Consider the following 15,248-nt stretch of genomic DNA (forward strand, 5'->3'; position numbering starts at 1 on the left):
CTCCCGGTCACCGGTGTGCGGACAACCCGCTCAGCTCCGCCGGATCGGCGGCACCCGGTAGGTGCCGTCGAGGGCGGCCGGCTTCGGCTGGTAGAGCCGGATGATCGGCCGGAACTCCCCCGCCGGGGTCGGCAGCCAGTTCGCCTCCTCCGCCGGGTCGGTGGGGCGGTCGTGCTGCAGCCGGAGCGTCAGCGAGCCGTCCTCGGCGTAGACCAGGCCCGGCGTCCGGTCGCCGATCGAATAGCGCTCGATCGGGTTCGCGACCAGGTAGTAGTCCGGCAGGCCGTACATGGTGACGGACCAGAAGGCCTCGGCCGGCGGCGGCTGGTCCAGGCGCAGCGTGTACCTGTGGGCGCCGCTCAGCGGCCGCCCGTCGGCGTCGTCGTACGTCATCGCGTAGGTGGCCTCGTACGCGTGGTTGCCCCAGAGTCCGGCGCGGGCGGCGGCGGCGCGGCTGAGGTAGGCGGCGCGGCGGTCGGGGATGCGCCACTCCGGGTCGTCGATGGTGCCGGGGCCGAGGAAGTCGACGTTGAAGTCGAACAGGTGCAGCCCGGAGCGCCACTCGCCGGCCGGGTGGTCCTCCGGCGGCCGGGTGGCGGCCTCGACCCGTTCCCGGCCCGCGGCCAGGCCCTTGAGCAGGGCGAGGGTCCACTCGGGCTCGGCGGCGCGGTACGGCGACGGTCCGGTGTCGAGCAGGCCGAGCGGGGCGAAGCGCTGCTGGTACTCGACGTCCGGCCCGGCGGGCGGGAAGGCCGCCATCCAGATCCGCAGCCGTTCGAAAAAGGCCAGCCGCTCCGGCACCGCGGGGTCCGGCTCGGGCAGCCCGGCGGCCAGGCCGCCCGGCTCCAGCGGTTCGAGCGTCAGCCCTTCCTGGAGGGCCCGGACGCGCGGCAGGTCCTCCGGGCCGGTGCAGGCGAAGCGGCCGACGACGGTGGCCACGGTGGTCGGCGAGACGATCACGCGTTCCCGGTCCGGCGGGGTCCCGTGCCAGCCGGGCGGGACGACCAGCCAGGTCTGCGCGCCGGTGCCGGTGGCCCGCCGGCCGAGGTAGGCGAAGTTGTCGGTCCACGCGCCGACGAACTGCAGGACGTAGTAGGCCCCGGCGGTGTCCGGTACCCGCAGCACCTGCGGACCCTCGGAGAGGTCGAGCTGGGCGATCGAGTAGACGGTGTCGTTGTTGACGGAGACGAAGGGGTCGTCCGGGCCGGCCAGTCTGGTCGCGTGGCTGAAGTCGTTGAAGGGGGCCGCCGGCAGGGTCCCCAGGCCGCCCGCGGTGAAGCGCTCGACCATGGTGAGGTCGGAGACCAGCGGGTAGCCGTAGACGTAGGCGTCGGCGGCCAGGGCCTCCAGCTCGGGCTGGGTCATCGGTAGTCCTTCCCGGGGTCCGGGTGACGGGGTCGGGGTGTGTCGGTGGTGGGTCGTGGGTGGGTGGTGGGTCGTGGGTGGGTGGCGGGTCGTGGGTGGGTGGCGGGTCGTGGGCGGGTGTCGGGTCGTGGGTGGGTGGTGCTGCTCGCGGGGCTGGAGGCGGTGCCGGGCTCAACGTGGCGTCAGCGGTGGGAGCGCCCAACGGCCTTCGCGGGCCCGCTCGTCCGGTCCGTAGAGCCGGACGACCACCTCGAACGGGCCGTCGGGCGCGGGCAGCCAGTTGGCCGAGTGCTGGGCGTCGGCCGGGCGCTTGTGCTGGAGGTAGAGGGTGAGGCCGCCGTCCGGGTCGTGGGCCAGCCCGGGGGTGCGGTCGCCGATCGAGTAGCGGTCCAGCGGGTTGTCGACCAGCCGGCGCCCGGGGAGCGCGTACATGGTCGCCGACCAGAAGAACCGCGCGGGCGGGAGCGCGTCCGGTCCGAAGCGCAGGACGTAGTCGTGCTCGCCGGTGTTCGGCGGGCTGTTGCCGTCGCTGTCGGCCGTCCAGGCGCCGTACCAGATCTCCTCGACGGGCAGCCCGTACAGGTCCCGCAAGGCGCCGACGGCCCGCCGGAGGTGGTCCGTGCCGAGCCGCTCGCTCGTGCCGGAGAGGCCGGCCGTGTCCCCGGCCCCTTCCCCGGTCCGATCCCCGGCCCGGGCGTCGGCCCGTTCGGCGGCGCGGGTGAGTTCGGCCCGGGCGTCGGCGATGCCGCGCCCGATCTCGGTGCGGACCTCGATCGGCAGCGCGGCGGGCTCGAACTCGCCCCGGCCGTCGATGCCCAGATCGGTGAGCCGGCCGCGCAGGTCGGCGTCGGCGGGCAGCACGGGGCAGAAGCCGAGCAGGAAGTCGAGGAAGCCGAAGAACTCGATGGTGCCCAGCACCTCCTCCCGCCAGACCGGCCAGACGGGGTTGGGTGCGGGCGGCGGTGCCGCGGTACCCGCGTACTCGTGCAGCGGGCGCAGCCGGTACTGCCGCTGGAGGCCCTTCAGCTCCTCGACCGCCTCCGGCGAGGTACCGCCGAGGTGGGTGCGGCCGACGATGCCGATCAGCTCGGTGGCGGTGCGGATGACACCGGCCGTTCCCTCGGGCACCGCGCCCTGCCAGCCGGGGCCCGCCACCAGGTAGTCGCCGGCCTCCCGGCCGGTGGCCCGGGTGCCGATGAACCCGGCGTAGGAGGTGTCGAGTTCGTGCAGTGGGAGGACGTAGTAGCGGTCCTCGGCGGGCACCGAGACGACCCACGGTTCGGCCCGGAGGTCGAGCCAGGCCCAGGAGTACCGGGTGTCGTTGTCGGGCGTGACGACGTCGGTGGTCGCCGGGGTGGAGGGCTGCGTATGGTGCCGGAAGACGCCGAAGCCGCCGATGTGGCGCGGGTCCGCGTCGTCGACGGCCTGCGGGTAGAGCGTCCGGTAGTTCTCCAGGAGCGGGAACCCCCAGATCCATGCCTCGGCGGCGGTCGCGCGGACGGTGGCCGGATCCACGAGTGCCGGGTTGCCCATGCTGTCGCTCTCCCCTGCCTCGGCGCATGCCCCTTATCCGGACATACAGGTTCAAACGGATCCTAGGGGCGGCCCAGTCGATCAGCATGTCGGCGATGCCGGAAGGGGCCCCGCCCGCGCACCCGGGCCCCGGGGTACGTCCGGAGTGGGTTCGCGATGCTTCCGGAGTACGCCTGGGGTACCTCCGGGTGCGTCCGCCCACCGCGAACGGAAGCCTGTGGCGGGTCCGACCGGGAGAGGCTGGCGATATGAAGATCCTCTTGCTCGGCGGTTCGTCCTTCCTCGGACGGGCCTACGCTTCGCAGGCCCTCGACCGGGGCCACGACGTGACCACCTTCAACCGCGGCCGCTCCGGCAGCGACCTGCCCGGCGTCGAGACCGTCCGGGGCGAGCGCGACTCCGCCGACGACCTGGCGCGGCTGGTCGAGGGACGGCGGTGGGACGCCGTCGTCGACACCTCGGCGCAGCAGCCCGCCCAGGCCGCGCTCTCCGCCCGGCTGCTGCGCGCGCACGCGGACCACTACACCTTCGTCTCCTCCGTGCACGCCTTCGCCGACTGGCCGGCCCGGGCGGTGGACGAGACCGCGCCCCTGCACCCCTGCCCCGCCGACACCCCGCCCGACCAGCCCCCCGGCAACCCTCTCAAGGCCGGCTGCGAACGCGCGGTGCTGGAGGAATTCGGGGCCGACCGCACGCTGATCCTCAACAGCGGCCTGCTGATCGGCCCTCACGAGAACGGCGGCCGCCTGCCGTGGTGGCTGGAGCGGATGGCCCGCGGCGGCCGGGTACTGGCTCCGGGTGACCCGACCCGGGCGATGCAGGTCATCGACGTCCGCGACTTCGCGGTGTTCGGCGTGACCGCGCTGGAGGCCGGCCGTACCGGGCGCTACCTCACCACCGCCCCGGCCGGGAACGTCACCTTCGGGGAGTTCCTGGCGACCTGCGTCGAGGTGGTCGGCGAGACCGTCGACGGAGACGGCGCCGCCCACCCGCCGGCGGAGCTCGTCTGGGTCGAGGACGGCCCGCTGCTCGCCGAAGGTCCGGACAGCGTCCAGCCCTGGAGCGAACTCCCGCTCTGGGCACCCGACGTGCCGGAGCTGGCGGGCGTCTGGCTCGCCGACACCGCCCGGGCGCAGGCGGCCGGCCTGCGGTGTCGGCCGTTCGCCGACACCGCCCGGGACACCTGGGCCTGGCTCCGCGCGCGCGGCCCGGCCGAGGACACCGACGCCGACGGGCTCAAGGGCCGCAAGGGTGCCGCTCAGAAGGCCGGCATGGTCCCCGCCAAGGAGCAACGCCTGCTCGCCGCCCTCGCGTAGCGCGATGCGGGCCGCGCCCTGCGCACCGACGCTGTCTGGCTCGCCGCCCTACCGGGGCGGCGAGCCAGGCGGGTCCGTCGGGCCCGGGTGGGCCAGGAGACCGGGGCTGTGGTCACCGGATCGACGCGATCAGTGCGCACGCCCGGGCGGCAGGAACCGGCACGCACACCAAGCGGCACGGACCGGACCGTGCGCCGCGGCCGACGGACCCCCGGTCAGTGCGTCCGCCGGGTGACCAACTCGGCGAGCGCCAGCAGTTCGTCGGCCGCGGACGGCTCGGGCACCGCCGTCGCCAACTGGCCGAGCGCGGCGGCCATCCGCTCGCACGACTCCCCCTGCGCCCAGCCCCGGCCGCCCGCACCCTCCACCGCGGCCGCGCAACGGCTCAACTCCTCCGGGCTGAGCGGACGCGCGAGCGCGTACAGCTCGGCCAGCGCCCGCCCGTCGGGCGTGTCGGAGCCCAGCGCCGCCACCACCGGCAGGGACTTCTTGCGTGCCACCAAGTCCGCCCCGACCGGCTTGCCGGTGACGGCGGGATCCCCCCAGATCCCGATCAGATCGTCGATGAGCTGGAACGCCAGGCCGATCTCCCGGCCGAAGCCGTCCATCGCCTGCGCCGCCTCCTCCGAGGCGCCCGCGTACTGGGCGCCCATCGCGCAGGCGGCACCGAGCAGCGCGCCCGTCTTCGCCTCCGCCATCGCCAGGCACTCGGCGAGCGAAACGTCACTGCGCTGCTCGAAGGCGCAGTCGATCTGCTGGCCCTCGCAGAGTTCGACCACGCAGTCGGCGAGCCGGCGGATCGCGCCCTGCGCGGCCGGGTGAGTGTCCTCCGCGAGGAGGCGCAGCGCCAGCGAGTGCATGGCGTCGCCCGCCAGGATGGCCTCGGTGGTGCCGAACACCCGCCAGGCGGTGGGGCGGTGGCGCCTGGTCTCGTCACGGTCGATGACGTCGTCGTGGAGCAGGGTGAAGTTGTGGACGAGCTCGACGGCCGCCGCCGCCGCGGTCGCGGTCACCGTGGTGCCGCCGAGCGCCTGGGTGGCGGCCAGGACCATGGCCGGCCTGATCGCCTTGCCGGAGGGTGCGGCGGCCGGTGAGCCGTCGGCCTCCCACCAGCCGAAGTGGTAGCCGGCCACCTTGCGCATCGAGCCGGGCAGCGAGTCGACCGCGGCGCGCAGGACCGGATCGACCAGACCACGGGTGCGGGCGAGCACGTCCTCCGCCTCGTGGCCCTCCCGGTGCTCCCGCTCCAACGTGAAACTTCCCATGGGTTCCTCCCCCTGATGGTGGGCGCCGTCCGGTCGGCCGCGGGACCCCCGCGACCGGCCGGACGGCGCGATGCCGATCGACCCCGGTCAGTCGTGGTGGTGCGCGACGTCGACGTTCTCCAGCACGCCCACCGCGTCGGGCACCAGAATGGCGGCGGAGTAGTAGGCGCTGACGAGATAGGAAATGACGGCCTTCTCGCTGATCCCCATGAACCGCACCGAGAGGCTCGGCTGGTATTCATCGGGAATTCCGGTCTGGTGCAGCCCGATGACACCCTGGTTGTCCTCGCCGGTGCGCAGCGCGAGGATCGAGCTGGTGTGACCGCCGACGACCGGGATCTTGTTGCACGGGAAGACCGGCACCCCCCGCCAGGCGAACACCGGCTTGCCCTGGACCTCGACGGTGTCCGGGTAGAGGCCGCGGCGGTTGCACTCCCGGCCGATGGCGGCGATCGCCTTGGGGTGGGCGAGGAACATCTTGGTGCCGCGGCGCCGGCTCAGCAGCTCGTCCATGTCGTCCGGGGTGGGCGGGCCGGAGTGGGTCTGGATCCGCTGCTCGTACGCGGCGTTCCGCAGGAGCCCGAACTCGGGGTTGTTGATCAGCTCGGCCTCCTGGCGCTCGCGCAGCGCCTCGATGGTCAGCCGGAGCTGGTGCTCGGTCTGGTTCATCGGCTGGTTGTAGAGGTCGGCGACCCGGCTGTGCACCTTCAGCACCGTCTGGGCGACGCTCAGCTCGTACTCGCGCGGCTTCAGCTCGTAGTCCACGAAGGCGCCGGGCAGCTCGTACTCGCCGTGGTGCCCGGCGGAGAGCTCGATCGCCGCCTCGCCGTGCTTGTTCTGCGCCTGCTGGAAGCCCGCCAGGTAGTCCATGATCTGCAGCTGCAGTGCCTCGGAACGCTCCGCGAGCTCCTGGAACGACGGCCAGGAGAGCGCCAGCAGCGTGCCCGCGGTGGCGGCCTTCACCGCGTACGGCCAGCTGCCGTCCTCGCGCTGGAGCACCTCGTCGCCCAGGTGGTCGCCGTCGGCGAGGGAGCCGAGCACCACCTCCTCGCCGTACTTGCCCGTTCCCCACCGGTCGAGCTTGCCGTGCGCGATGATGAGGACCTCGTCGATCGGCGTCCCCGCCGTGACCAGGACCTCACCGGCGGAGAAATCGCGTTGGACGAAGCGACCGGCCAGCGCCTCCAGCACCGCGTCGTCCTCGAACCCGCGCAGCACCGGCACCTCGCGCAGGGTGGGTGGGACGATCCGCACGTCGGAGCCCGTCTGGACGACACTCACCCGGCCGCGGCCGACCGCGTACCGCAGGCGCCGGTTGACCCGGTAGGTACCGCCGGAGACCTGGACCCACGGCAGCATCCTGAGCAGCCAGCGCGGGCTGATGCCCTGCATCTGCGGCGCGGACTTGGTGGTCGTCGCGAGGTTCCTCGCGCCGGCCGTACCGAGGCTCTGCTGCGAACCGGATTGCGGCGTACCGCCCGGCGCAGGAATACCGACGTTGGTTTCGGTCGACATAGGGAGCCTTTCGCATACCCGATGAAGTGTCGCCTTGCAAGAATCATGATGGGCCCATTCGAAGGCTTCCACAATCACTCTTTCGAGTGGTCGGAATAACCGAACAAATAGGACCACTAGATCACCTGATCTATTTCAGTTCGATCCCTATTCGAACGCGGTCGAACCCCTCCTTCCGGACCCCGGCCGCACCCCGACGCCACCCGCGACCGACCCCCGGCCGACCCCCGGCCGACCCCCGGCCGGACCCCGCCCCGGCCACCGACCCACCCGCCGTCCACCGCGGCGAGCCGGGCCGCTAAGGTGCGCCTCAAGGGCCACGGGGCCAGTGACGAACGAGTGGCCGCACCGGATGCCCTCCCCCTCGTTCACCCCTGCCCTGGGAGGCCTTCATGAGTGCCCCCGTACGTGTCTGGCTCAACCGCACCTACGCCGAGAACGTCTTCTTCATCGAACAGTTGCGCGCCGCGCCGCGCCCCGTCCGGATCCACGCGACCCACGTCGACGCCGACTCCCCGGTGCTCGCCGCCGCCGACCACGCCACCCTGGAACCGGGCGACCTCCCCCCGGACGCCTACGTCGCCTACGCGCTCGACTACTGCGCCCGCCACGCGATCGACGTCTTCCTGCCCCGGCTCAACCAGCTCGCGATCTCGCTGCACCACCAGGAGTTCGAGGCGATCGGCACCGCCCTCGTCTGCCCGCCCGCCACCGCCATCGCGGCCTTCGACAGCAAGGCCGACGGCTACGCGGCGATCGCCGCCGCCGGGCTGCCCACCCCGCCGTGGTGGCTGGTCCGGAACGCCGACGACCTGCTCGCCGCCGTCGACCGGATCGAGTCCGCCGGGCTCACCGCCTGCCTCAAGCCGGCTTCCGGCGCCGGCGGCGAGGGCTTCCGGATGCTCACCCGCGAGCCCTTCGGCCTGCACCGGCTGGCCGGCTGGGACAGCCGGGTCCAGGTCGACCAGGTGGCCGCCGCGCTGGCGGCCGCCGACGAGCCGGCCGACCTGCTGGTGATGCCCTACCTGGAGGGTCCCGAGATATCGGTCGACTGCCTCGGCGACCGCGACGGCACCCTGCTCGCCGCGGTCGGCCGCAGCAAGCACCGGCGCCGCCGGAGCTTCACCACCGCACCGCGGTACCTGGAGCCCACCCGCCGGCTGATCGAGTCCGTCGGGATGTCCTTCCTGTCCAACGTGCAGTTCCGCCACCTGGCCGGGGAGCCGGTGGTCATCGACGTCAACACCCGCCCCTCCGGCGGTCTGCACCAGCTGCGCCTGTGCGGCCTCAACCTGCCGTGGAACGCGGTGCAGTTGGCGCTCGGCGAGCGGCCGGACACCGTGCCCACCGGGGATCCGGCCGGGATCGACTACACCCTGGTCTCCGGGATCCAGCCGGTCCTGCCGCGCCAGGGGTCGTTCGACCGCGGTCCGGCCGCGGTCGAACTCGTGCACTGACACCCGTACCGACACCCGCGAACCGCCGCCGGCGCCACCCCGCCGGCGGCCACCGCCCCGGTCGCCGCCCGTGCTCCGCCCGGACCCGCTACAGCGGGCCGTCCCAGTCCAGCGTCGGCTCCAGCACGCCCTCCAGGGTGAGCAGCCAGCGCTTGACGTCGATCCCGACCCGGCCGCCGCCGAATCCGCCGATGCCGTCCGCCGCCACCACGCGGTGGCACGGCACCAGCAGCGCGACGGGATTGGCCGCCATCATCTGCCCGACCGTCCTGGCCGCCAGGCCCGGCTCCGTGACACCCTCGAACACCCCGCTGCGGGCCGCCAGTTCGCCGTAGGTGATGGTCCGCCCGAACGGCACCTCGTGCCAGAGCGTCCGCAGCACCGCGCGATGCGGTCCGGTGCTCAGGCTCCAGTCGATGGGCAGCCCCAACTCCCGCCGCCCGCCCGCCAGGTACTCGGCTATCCGCCCGGTGACCGCGTCGATCTTCGACCGGTCGGTGCACGGCGGCCGCTCGCCCGGCTGCCCCAGGTAGCCCGCGGCCGCAACTCCCAGCGGCGTCACCGCGATGTGCATCGGACCGCTCGGCAGCGGCGTCTCCACCGTCATCCAGGACATCGCCGTGGGCTGTGACACGGACTGCGGCACGCTCGGGCCCCCACCCTCCTCCGCCGGGCCGGCCACCGGCCACGCCGGTACCCGCGGGGCGCGCGAGGACCACCCGCCCCGCTCGCCATCGTACGGCGGGTCCGCCCGGCGTGGCCGGACCGCCCCTAGAGCCGCCCCTTCAGCTCGGCGGCGATCCCGCGCGACCACCGGGACAGCTCGGTCCGGTCGGCCGCCCGGCCCTCGCACAGGGCGTCGAGCTGCGCTTCGTTGATCCGGTTCGGCCCCGGGATCTCCAGCAGGTACGCGAGCTCCTCCAGCACCGTGGCGAGGCGCTTGGCATCCGCGTGATCGAGGGCGACCGCCGCCTCGTGGTGGCTGATGGTGAGAGAACCGGGCATGGCCAACCTCCTCCGTTCGCCCCCGCCCCTCCACCGTACGACCGCTCCGGCGCCCGTGCCCGCCGCACGACCGCGGGGGCCTCTCCCGGCCCGGCCGGCCACGCTCCGCGACGTACCCGCCACCTCGCGCGAGGGGCTCGGGAGCCCCTCCTCGGCCGCGACCGCCCCATGGCCGACACGGCCATTGCGCCGCAGACACGCTGATTAGGCGTCAGGCAACCCGGCCGGGGACGGCGGGGCCATGTGGAGGAGCTGGGCGCCGGACGGCCGGGGCGGCCGGACCTCCCACCCCACGACGACGAAGGGCCGGCCCGCCCGGGATCACCCCGGCCCGACCGGCCCTTCGAGCACCGAGCCCCCTGTCGGGTTCGAACCGACGACCCCCGCTTTACAAGATCGAACGCGGTCGCCGGGGACCGGCCCGAACGCATGCCGCTCACAACGGCGCGGCGGCCACGGGGACGTACGGGTACGCCAGCATCCAGCCACGTTGATGTCAGGGAGGCGCTGTCAGCCCCAATGATGGCCTGGCGTAGGTCAGCACCGACTGCAGGAAGGGCTTCGTCAGCGGCTACGCCTCCCAGGCGGCACCAGGTGGGCATTCGTTGAAGGCTCACGAAATCCTCAAATCGCGCGTCTCGCATGGGTTAGCACGGTATCTATGATCCAAGCACTCATGGAACGAGGTGGTGGATCATGCTTGACCTGGAGCAAATTCGAATGACCCTTCGCGTTCTCCTCGTCGCGATTGGACTGCTCACTCTGCTCATTGGCATGACGGTTGCTTCTATGTGGTTCATCGATAAAGGCGCGGTGATCTCTGCGTGGCGGTCTCCCGGAGTGTGGGAGAGCATCCATATCAGCAGAATCATCGCCTGGATTCTAATGTCAGTAGTCTGCGTCGCTGGCATCTGGTTTGGCGACTACATCGCCGCCTTCAGCGCCCTCGCCACGCTGTGCATAATCCGCACCGCTTCCCTTTGGGTCCGTCGCGATACATGGGGCTTTGAGCAGATGCGCCGCCACATCGCGGGGGAGGCAATCCAGCATTCCGCAGCTCTCCTTTGCGTATCAGCAGCGCTGACGATTCAGGGACTGCTTCAGCTCCACAGCCTGGGGGATGGCCCCCGGATCTCGATCTCAGTATCACTGCTTCTGGCTGGACTGGTAGCCGTAAATAAGTCGATGACTCGAACTCGAAAGATCTGCACAGAAGTCAGCAAGCAGGCATCTAGTCTGCTCAAGCTCTTCGCAAAGCTGCACGCGGCCCACGGTGACGATCCAAAGGCAACTCAGACCGAATCAGCAAGAGCTGAATGTATTGAAGGAATCGACACTTTCGCCAGGGCGCTCGACACCAGGCTTAACACCGGCTACCGGAGGTTTGGAGCACCCTTCCTACCTGCACACACCTACCAGCGGGTCATCGCGGAGCTTCGCCAATGCGCGCGCACTGCCGACCCCAATACTCAGATCTGGCTGACGACTTCCCACAAGTTGCGCCTGATCAGGCAGGCGTGTGCCCCCTGGACGGACGCCGTAGCCTAGAGGCGCCGAACAGTAATATGCCCGGGCTCGGCGGCATGCCACTGCAGAGCCCGGGCCATATTTGCCGAGGTTCAGGTATCGACACGCCAGCCGTCGAGAGGCGCGAGCGCCCGCGCCCGCGCCTCGATCACAGCCATTCGCGCGGACCTCTCGCCCTCATGGACGTGGGCACTGGATGCCGTGCTCTGCCCCGGCCACTTGCGGTACAGAAGGCCAGTCTCGGCCGAGAACCAACCGCGGCTGACTGCGTTCAGCGCCATGAGAATCCCGGTATCCTCGCTCGCCGGCAGGGCCATCCGTCCGCCGAGGGCGAGCACGAGGTCACGCCGCGCGCACAGGGTCGCCGGGTGGACCTGGGCACGGAAGTCGTGTGCCTTCCAGTGCTCAAGGACGGCCCCGCGCTCAATCGGCCCCTCCGGCGGGTCCTGGTCGAATCCCACCGTCGAGCCGTCCGGGAGCAGATCAAGCACCCGCGACGTCGACCAGCAGATTCCGGGCTGCTGAAGTGCTGCGAGGTCCTGCGCGAGCACACCCTCCACCAACATGTCGTCGGCGTCCAGCACCTTGACGTACCGCCCGGCAGCCCTCGAAAGAGCCATCGTGCGGGCCACGCCGGCCCGACCGTGCCGCCCCTGCCCGAAGGTGATGCGAGGGTCGTCCGACACGTGGGGAGCGACGGTGTCGGTCTCCCCGTCCTCCTGGATGACCCATTGCCAGTCCCAGCCTTCGGGCAACTCCTGGGCCAGCAGCGACTTGTAGGCGTCCGGCAGGTAGGACGCGGACGGTCCGTGGACCGCCGTCGTCGCGGTCAGGGGCCGGTGGCGGGAGCCGGTGAACCTGTTCACGGTCATCGCGCTGCCCCCGGGCAACCGCAAGAGCGCCATCGTCGGCGAGATGAGCCGCCCCATGCTCGCCGTCGAGAAGATCCTGATCGAGAACATCGCCGGCGCCCGCGCCGAGGCCGAGACGACCGCCAAGCTCACCCGGGCCGCCGCCGACAAGGCCACCGCCCGCGCCGCCGGCGCCGACCCCGCCGAACGCGCCAAGCTCACCAAAGAGGCCGTCGAACTGGTGGAAGCCGCCGAAGCGGTCACCGTCCCGGCCGTCCCGCAGCTCATCGCCGACGACGTCACCCCCGAGGGCCTGGCCTCCCTACTCGCCGACCAGGGCGGCCGCATGGCCGTCATCTCCGCCGAGGGCGGCATTTTCGACATCATCGCCGGCCGCTACTCCGGCACCCCCAACCTCGAAGTCTTCCTCAAGGGCCACGCCGGGGACCTGCTGCGCGTCAACCGGCAGGGCCGCGACCCCCAGTACCTCGAAGCGCCCGCCCTGACCATGGGCCTGGCCGTCCAGCCGTCCGTGTTCCGCGACATCGCCAAGGCCAAGGGCTTCGAGGGGCGCGGCCTGCTCGCCCGCTTCCTCTACGCGATGCCCAAGTCCCTGGTGGGCTTTCGCAACCTCACCCCCGACCTGATCCCCGAGCAGGTCGCCGACACCTACGCCAAGACCCTCGCCACCCTCACCCTGGCCATGGCCGGCTGGACCGACCCCGCCGTCCTCACCCTCACCCCCGAGGCCGACGCCGCCCTGCTCGCTTACCAGAAGAGCACCGAGACCAGGCTGCGGCCCGGCGGCCCGCTCGCCCACATCGACACCTGGGCGTCCAAGCTCGACGGCGCCGTCTGCCGCATCGCCGGCCTACTCCACCTCGCCACCCACCCCCAGGACGGCTGGACCCGCCCCATCGCCGCCGACACCCTCACCGCCGCGTGCCGCATCGGCGACTACTTCACCGCCCATGCCCTCGCCGTGTTCGACGCCATGGGCAGTGACGCCGCCCTCGGCCGCGCCCGCACCGCCCTCACATGGCTCGCCGCCAACCCCCGCGAGTCCATCAGCCGCCGGGAGCTGTTCAACGCCCTGCCCCGCGCCGACTTCCCCACCGTCGCCGACCTCGACCCCGCCCTGGCCCTCCTCGAAGACCACGGCTGGATCCGCCAGATCGCACCCCCCGCCCGCACCGGACGCGGCGCCCCCCCCCGTCCCCCCGGCTACCAAACCCACCCCACCGTCACCCACCCCACCCACTGACCACGCCCAAAACCCTCCGCAGAACCCGCAGAACCTGCAAAACCCCCGCCCATGCCCTCCGACCAGCACAAACACCGAACCGCGCCGCTCCCGCAGAACCCCAGGAAACTCCCGCAAAACCCCACCGCCTTGCCCCGCCACCCGAAGGGCCGAGGTTTTGCAGGAGTTTCCGGAGGTTCTGCGGAACCGAACCCCGCCAGCAAACCCGCAGCTCAAAGCCCATCCGAAGAGGTTTTGCAGGTTCTGCGGCGCCCAGACAGCCACCCAGCCGCCCCAGGGAGCACGATCCCGCCCCTCGCCCTGGAAGTGCCCGAGGTCATGGAGGCCCTGCGCATGAGCCGCAGCAACAGGCTCGCCAGCTTCAAGGAAGGCCGCTCCCGCCGAATCCCCGTGAGCGCCCTGCACGACTACGTCCGCACCAAGATGGAGGAGGCCGCCTGATGACGAAGCGCAACCCCAACGGCGCCGGCACCGTGACCCGCCGGAAGGACGGCCGCTACCAGGCCGCCGTCTACGTTCCCCAGCCCGACGGCACCCGCGCCCGCAAGTTCGTCTACGGCAAGACCTGGACGGAGTGCGACGAGAAGCGCCAGGGAACTGGTCCTGCGGGACCGGCAGGGCGTTCCGACGCCCACCCGGTCGGCCAAGCTCGCCGAGTGGCTCCCGTACTGGTTGGAGCACTTCATCAAGCCCCAGCGCAAGCGGACGACGTACGACAAGTACGAGATGCACATCCGGCTCCACCTCCTGCCGGTGCTCGGCTCGAAGAGCCTGGAGAAGCTCGGCACCGCCGACGTCCGGCGGCTCATCAGCACCGTGACCAAGAAGGTGTCGGCGGCCACCGCCAAGGAATCGCACCTGGTTCTCCGCACGGCCCTGTCCGTCGCCGTGCGGGACGAACTGATCACCCGCAACGTCGCCAAGCTCGTCCAAGCCCCCCGAGTGGAGTACCGCGTGACCAAGCCCTGGAGCCTCGACGACACGCTGGTCTTCCTGGAGGGATCCCGGCGCGACCCGCTGTACGTCGCGTTCGTCCTCGCCGTGGCGCTCGGCCTGCGGCGGGGGGAGATCCTCGGGCTGCACTGGTCCGACATCGACTTGGACAACAGCACCCTGACCGTCCGGCGCCAGCTTCAGCGCCGGGACGGCGAGTTGTACGAGGACACCCCGAAGTCGCGCCGCCAGCGGGTCATCCCGCTGCCGATGATGTGCGTCGCTCCCCTTCGCTGGCAGCGACTCCGACAGGCCGAGCAGCGCCGCCGGCAGCTGGAGGCAGGGAAGGACTGGCCGGGCTCCGACTCCGTCTTCACCACGGCGACCGGTCAGCCGATCGAACCGCGGAATCTCACCCGCTCGTTCACGCGGGTGGCCAAGGCCGAGGCCCTGCCGCCGATCCGGCTGCACGACACCCGGCACGGCTGCGCGACGCTCCTGTCCGCCGCCGGCGTCGCGCCCCGGGACCTCATGGCCATCCTCGGGCACAGCCAGATCGCCGTCACGATGGAGATCTACACGCACGTGGTGCAGGAGAAGCAGCGGGAGGCGATGAGGCACATGGACCGCCTGTTGAAGCGGCGCCGTAAGACCGACTGATGTCATCCGGAGATGTCAGAAAGCCCCGGGCCGACCACGGCCCGGGGCTTTCTGCGTTCTTCGACCCTCTGACCTGGGCCGGAAGCTGAGCCCCCTGTCGGGTTCGAACCGACGACCCCCGCTTTACAAGAGCGGCCGTCCGCCACCCTGCGTGACCTGCGGATCTCCTGCCCTGCCCGTATCTGGGCCGCCGCACCGCCAGCGCCCGCGACTGACCGCCACGTACCGCCCGTTCTGGCACAACAGTGGCACGCTGCGCTCTCAAGGCCCCCTCAAGTGCAAACGACGCCAGTTCGCCGGACTGTCTGTGGTGGGTGATGAGATGACCCGCGGGCCACCGGCATGGGGACACGGGGGGAAGTATGGGGCAGATGCACTTCAAGCGCCCTCTAGGGGGTGAATGCGCTACAACCTGCTACCAGACTCCCGTTCCGTGGTGCAGTATCGGACCACGGAGCCAGGGCTCGGCAGGTGATGCATTGATGCAGGCAGCTTCCATTGACCGCTCCCCGGCGTGTGCCTGGAGGAGCCTCCGCCCTAGACTCTCCGCAGAACTG

General features: G+C 71.6%; 11 protein-coding genes and 1 pseudogene. 5 read left to right on the plus strand and 7 right to left on the minus strand.

Annotated elements, in window-relative coordinates:
* Positions 1 to 30: 30 nt before the first annotated feature.
* Together ACIF6L_RS02005 and ACIF6L_RS02010 are read right to left on the minus strand one after the other, a co-directional pair.
* Positions 31 to 1,365 (minus strand): DUF1254 domain-containing protein, encoded by a 1,335-nt coding sequence (locus ACIF6L_RS02005; protein ID WP_359805182.1) that lies wholly within the window; start codon positions 1,363 to 1,365, stop codon positions 31 to 33.
* A gap of 171 nt (positions 1,366 to 1,536) precedes the next feature.
* Positions 1,537 to 2,898, minus strand: coding sequence for a DUF1254 domain-containing protein (locus tag ACIF6L_RS02010; protein ID WP_396485820.1), 1,362 nt, complete (start codon positions 2,896 to 2,898; stop codon positions 1,537 to 1,539).
* 248 nt (positions 2,899 to 3,146) lie between these two features.
* On the opposite strand from ACIF6L_RS02010, the gene ACIF6L_RS02015 reads away from it, so the two are divergent.
* The gene (locus ACIF6L_RS02015; RefSeq protein WP_396485822.1) at positions 3,147 to 4,214 is read left to right on the plus strand and encodes an NAD-dependent epimerase/dehydratase family protein; all 1,068 of its coding nucleotides are present in this window, start codon (positions 3,147 to 3,149) and stop codon (positions 4,212 to 4,214) included.
* A gap of 215 nt (positions 4,215 to 4,429) precedes the next feature.
* On the opposite strand, the gene ACIF6L_RS02020 is transcribed toward ACIF6L_RS02015, so the two are convergent.
* Positions 4,430 to 5,479, minus strand: a complete 1,050-nt coding sequence (locus ACIF6L_RS02020; RefSeq protein ID WP_396485824.1) for a family 2 encapsulin nanocompartment cargo protein polyprenyl transferase — start codon at positions 5,477 to 5,479, stop codon at positions 4,430 to 4,432.
* A gap of 87 nt (positions 5,480 to 5,566) precedes the next feature.
* Positions 5,567 to 6,994 (minus strand): family 2B encapsulin nanocompartment shell protein, encoded by a 1,428-nt coding sequence (locus ACIF6L_RS02025; protein ID WP_396485826.1) that lies wholly within the window; start codon positions 6,992 to 6,994, stop codon positions 5,567 to 5,569.
* 392 nt (positions 6,995 to 7,386) lie between these two features.
* Here ACIF6L_RS02025 and ACIF6L_RS02030 point away from each other — a divergent pair, with 392 nt between their 5' ends.
* The gene (locus ACIF6L_RS02030; RefSeq protein WP_396485828.1) at positions 7,387 to 8,451 is read left to right on the plus strand and encodes an ATP-grasp domain-containing protein; all 1,065 of its coding nucleotides are present in this window, start codon (positions 7,387 to 7,389) and stop codon (positions 8,449 to 8,451) included.
* An 88-nt stretch (positions 8,452 to 8,539) separates the two neighbouring features.
* Here the strand turns inward: ACIF6L_RS02030 and ACIF6L_RS02035 are convergent, their stop codons facing one another.
* On the minus strand, positions 8,540 to 9,085 hold the full coding sequence (locus ACIF6L_RS02035) for a methylated-DNA--[protein]-cysteine S-methyltransferase (protein WP_329488373.1): 546 nt from the start codon (positions 9,083 to 9,085) through the stop codon (positions 8,540 to 8,542).
* A 137-nt stretch (positions 9,086 to 9,222) separates the two neighbouring features.
* A complete protein-coding gene (locus tag ACIF6L_RS02040; RefSeq protein ID WP_329488375.1) occupies positions 9,223 to 9,456 on the minus strand; it encodes a hypothetical protein in 234 nt (77 codons plus the stop codon).
* Positions 9,457 to 10,152: 696 nt separating this feature from the next.
* Between ACIF6L_RS02040 and ACIF6L_RS02045 the strand changes: the two genes are divergently transcribed.
* Positions 10,153 to 11,004 carry a hypothetical protein gene (locus ACIF6L_RS02045; protein ID WP_396485830.1) on the plus strand — a complete coding sequence of 284 codons (852 nt, stop codon included), beginning with the start codon at positions 10,153 to 10,155 and terminating at the stop codon, positions 11,002 to 11,004.
* Between the two features lie 71 nt (positions 11,005 to 11,075).
* Here the strand turns inward: ACIF6L_RS02045 and ACIF6L_RS02050 are convergent, their stop codons facing one another.
* Entirely contained in the window at positions 11,076 to 11,855 is a 780-nt protein-coding gene (locus ACIF6L_RS02050) for a glycosyltransferase (RefSeq protein ID WP_396485832.1), read from the minus strand.
* Here ACIF6L_RS02050 and ACIF6L_RS02055 point away from each other — a divergent pair.
* Both ACIF6L_RS02055 and xerC read left to right on the plus strand, forming a co-directional pair.
* Complete coding sequence (locus ACIF6L_RS02055; protein ID WP_396485834.1) at positions 11,836 to 13,098, plus strand: YfjI family protein; 1,263 nt, start codon at positions 11,836 to 11,838, stop codon at positions 13,096 to 13,098. The two genes, ACIF6L_RS02050 and ACIF6L_RS02055, sit on opposite strands and share 20 nt — an antisense overlap.
* 440 nt (positions 13,099 to 13,538) lie before the next feature.
* A pseudogene (xerC, locus tag ACIF6L_RS02060) lies at positions 13,539 to 14,691 on the plus strand (tyrosine recombinase XerC).
* Positions 14,692 to 15,248 lie beyond the last annotated feature (557 nt).

Origin of the sequence: Kitasatospora sp. NPDC086009 (assembly GCF_044540385.1) — a bacterium.
Taxonomy (GTDB): domain Bacteria; phylum Actinomycetota; class Actinomycetes; order Streptomycetales; family Streptomycetaceae; genus Kitasatospora.

What these genes read in the sequence shown, in the direction of transcription:
- ACIF6L_RS02010 (WP_396485820.1), bottom strand. Translation starts at nt 2,898, where the DNA reads ATGGGCAACCCGGCACTCGTGGATCCGGCCACCGTCCGCGCGACCGCC.
- ACIF6L_RS02025 (WP_396485826.1), bottom strand. Translation starts at nt 6,994, where the DNA reads ATGTCGACCGAAACCAACGTCGGTATTCCTGCGCCGGGCGGTACGCCG.
- ACIF6L_RS02050 (WP_396485832.1), bottom strand. Translation starts at nt 11,855, where the DNA reads ATGACCGTGAACAGGTTCACCGGCTCCCGCCACCGGCCCCTGACCGCG.
- ACIF6L_RS02015 (WP_396485822.1), top strand. Translation starts at nt 3,147, where the DNA reads ATGAAGATCCTCTTGCTCGGCGGTTCGTCCTTCCTCGGACGGGCCTAC.
- ACIF6L_RS02005 (WP_359805182.1), bottom strand. Translation starts at nt 1,365, where the DNA reads ATGACCCAGCCCGAGCTGGAGGCCCTGGCCGCCGACGCCTACGTCTAC.
- ACIF6L_RS02030 (WP_396485828.1), top strand. Translation starts at nt 7,387, where the DNA reads ATGAGTGCCCCCGTACGTGTCTGGCTCAACCGCACCTACGCCGAGAAC.
- ACIF6L_RS02020 (WP_396485824.1), bottom strand. Translation starts at nt 5,479, where the DNA reads ATGGGAAGTTTCACGTTGGAGCGGGAGCACCGGGAGGGCCACGAGGCG.
- ACIF6L_RS02045 (WP_396485830.1), top strand. Translation starts at nt 10,153, where the DNA reads ATGCTTGACCTGGAGCAAATTCGAATGACCCTTCGCGTTCTCCTCGTC.
- ACIF6L_RS02040 (WP_329488375.1), bottom strand. Translation starts at nt 9,456, where the DNA reads ATGCCCGGTTCTCTCACCATCAGCCACCACGAGGCGGCGGTCGCCCTC.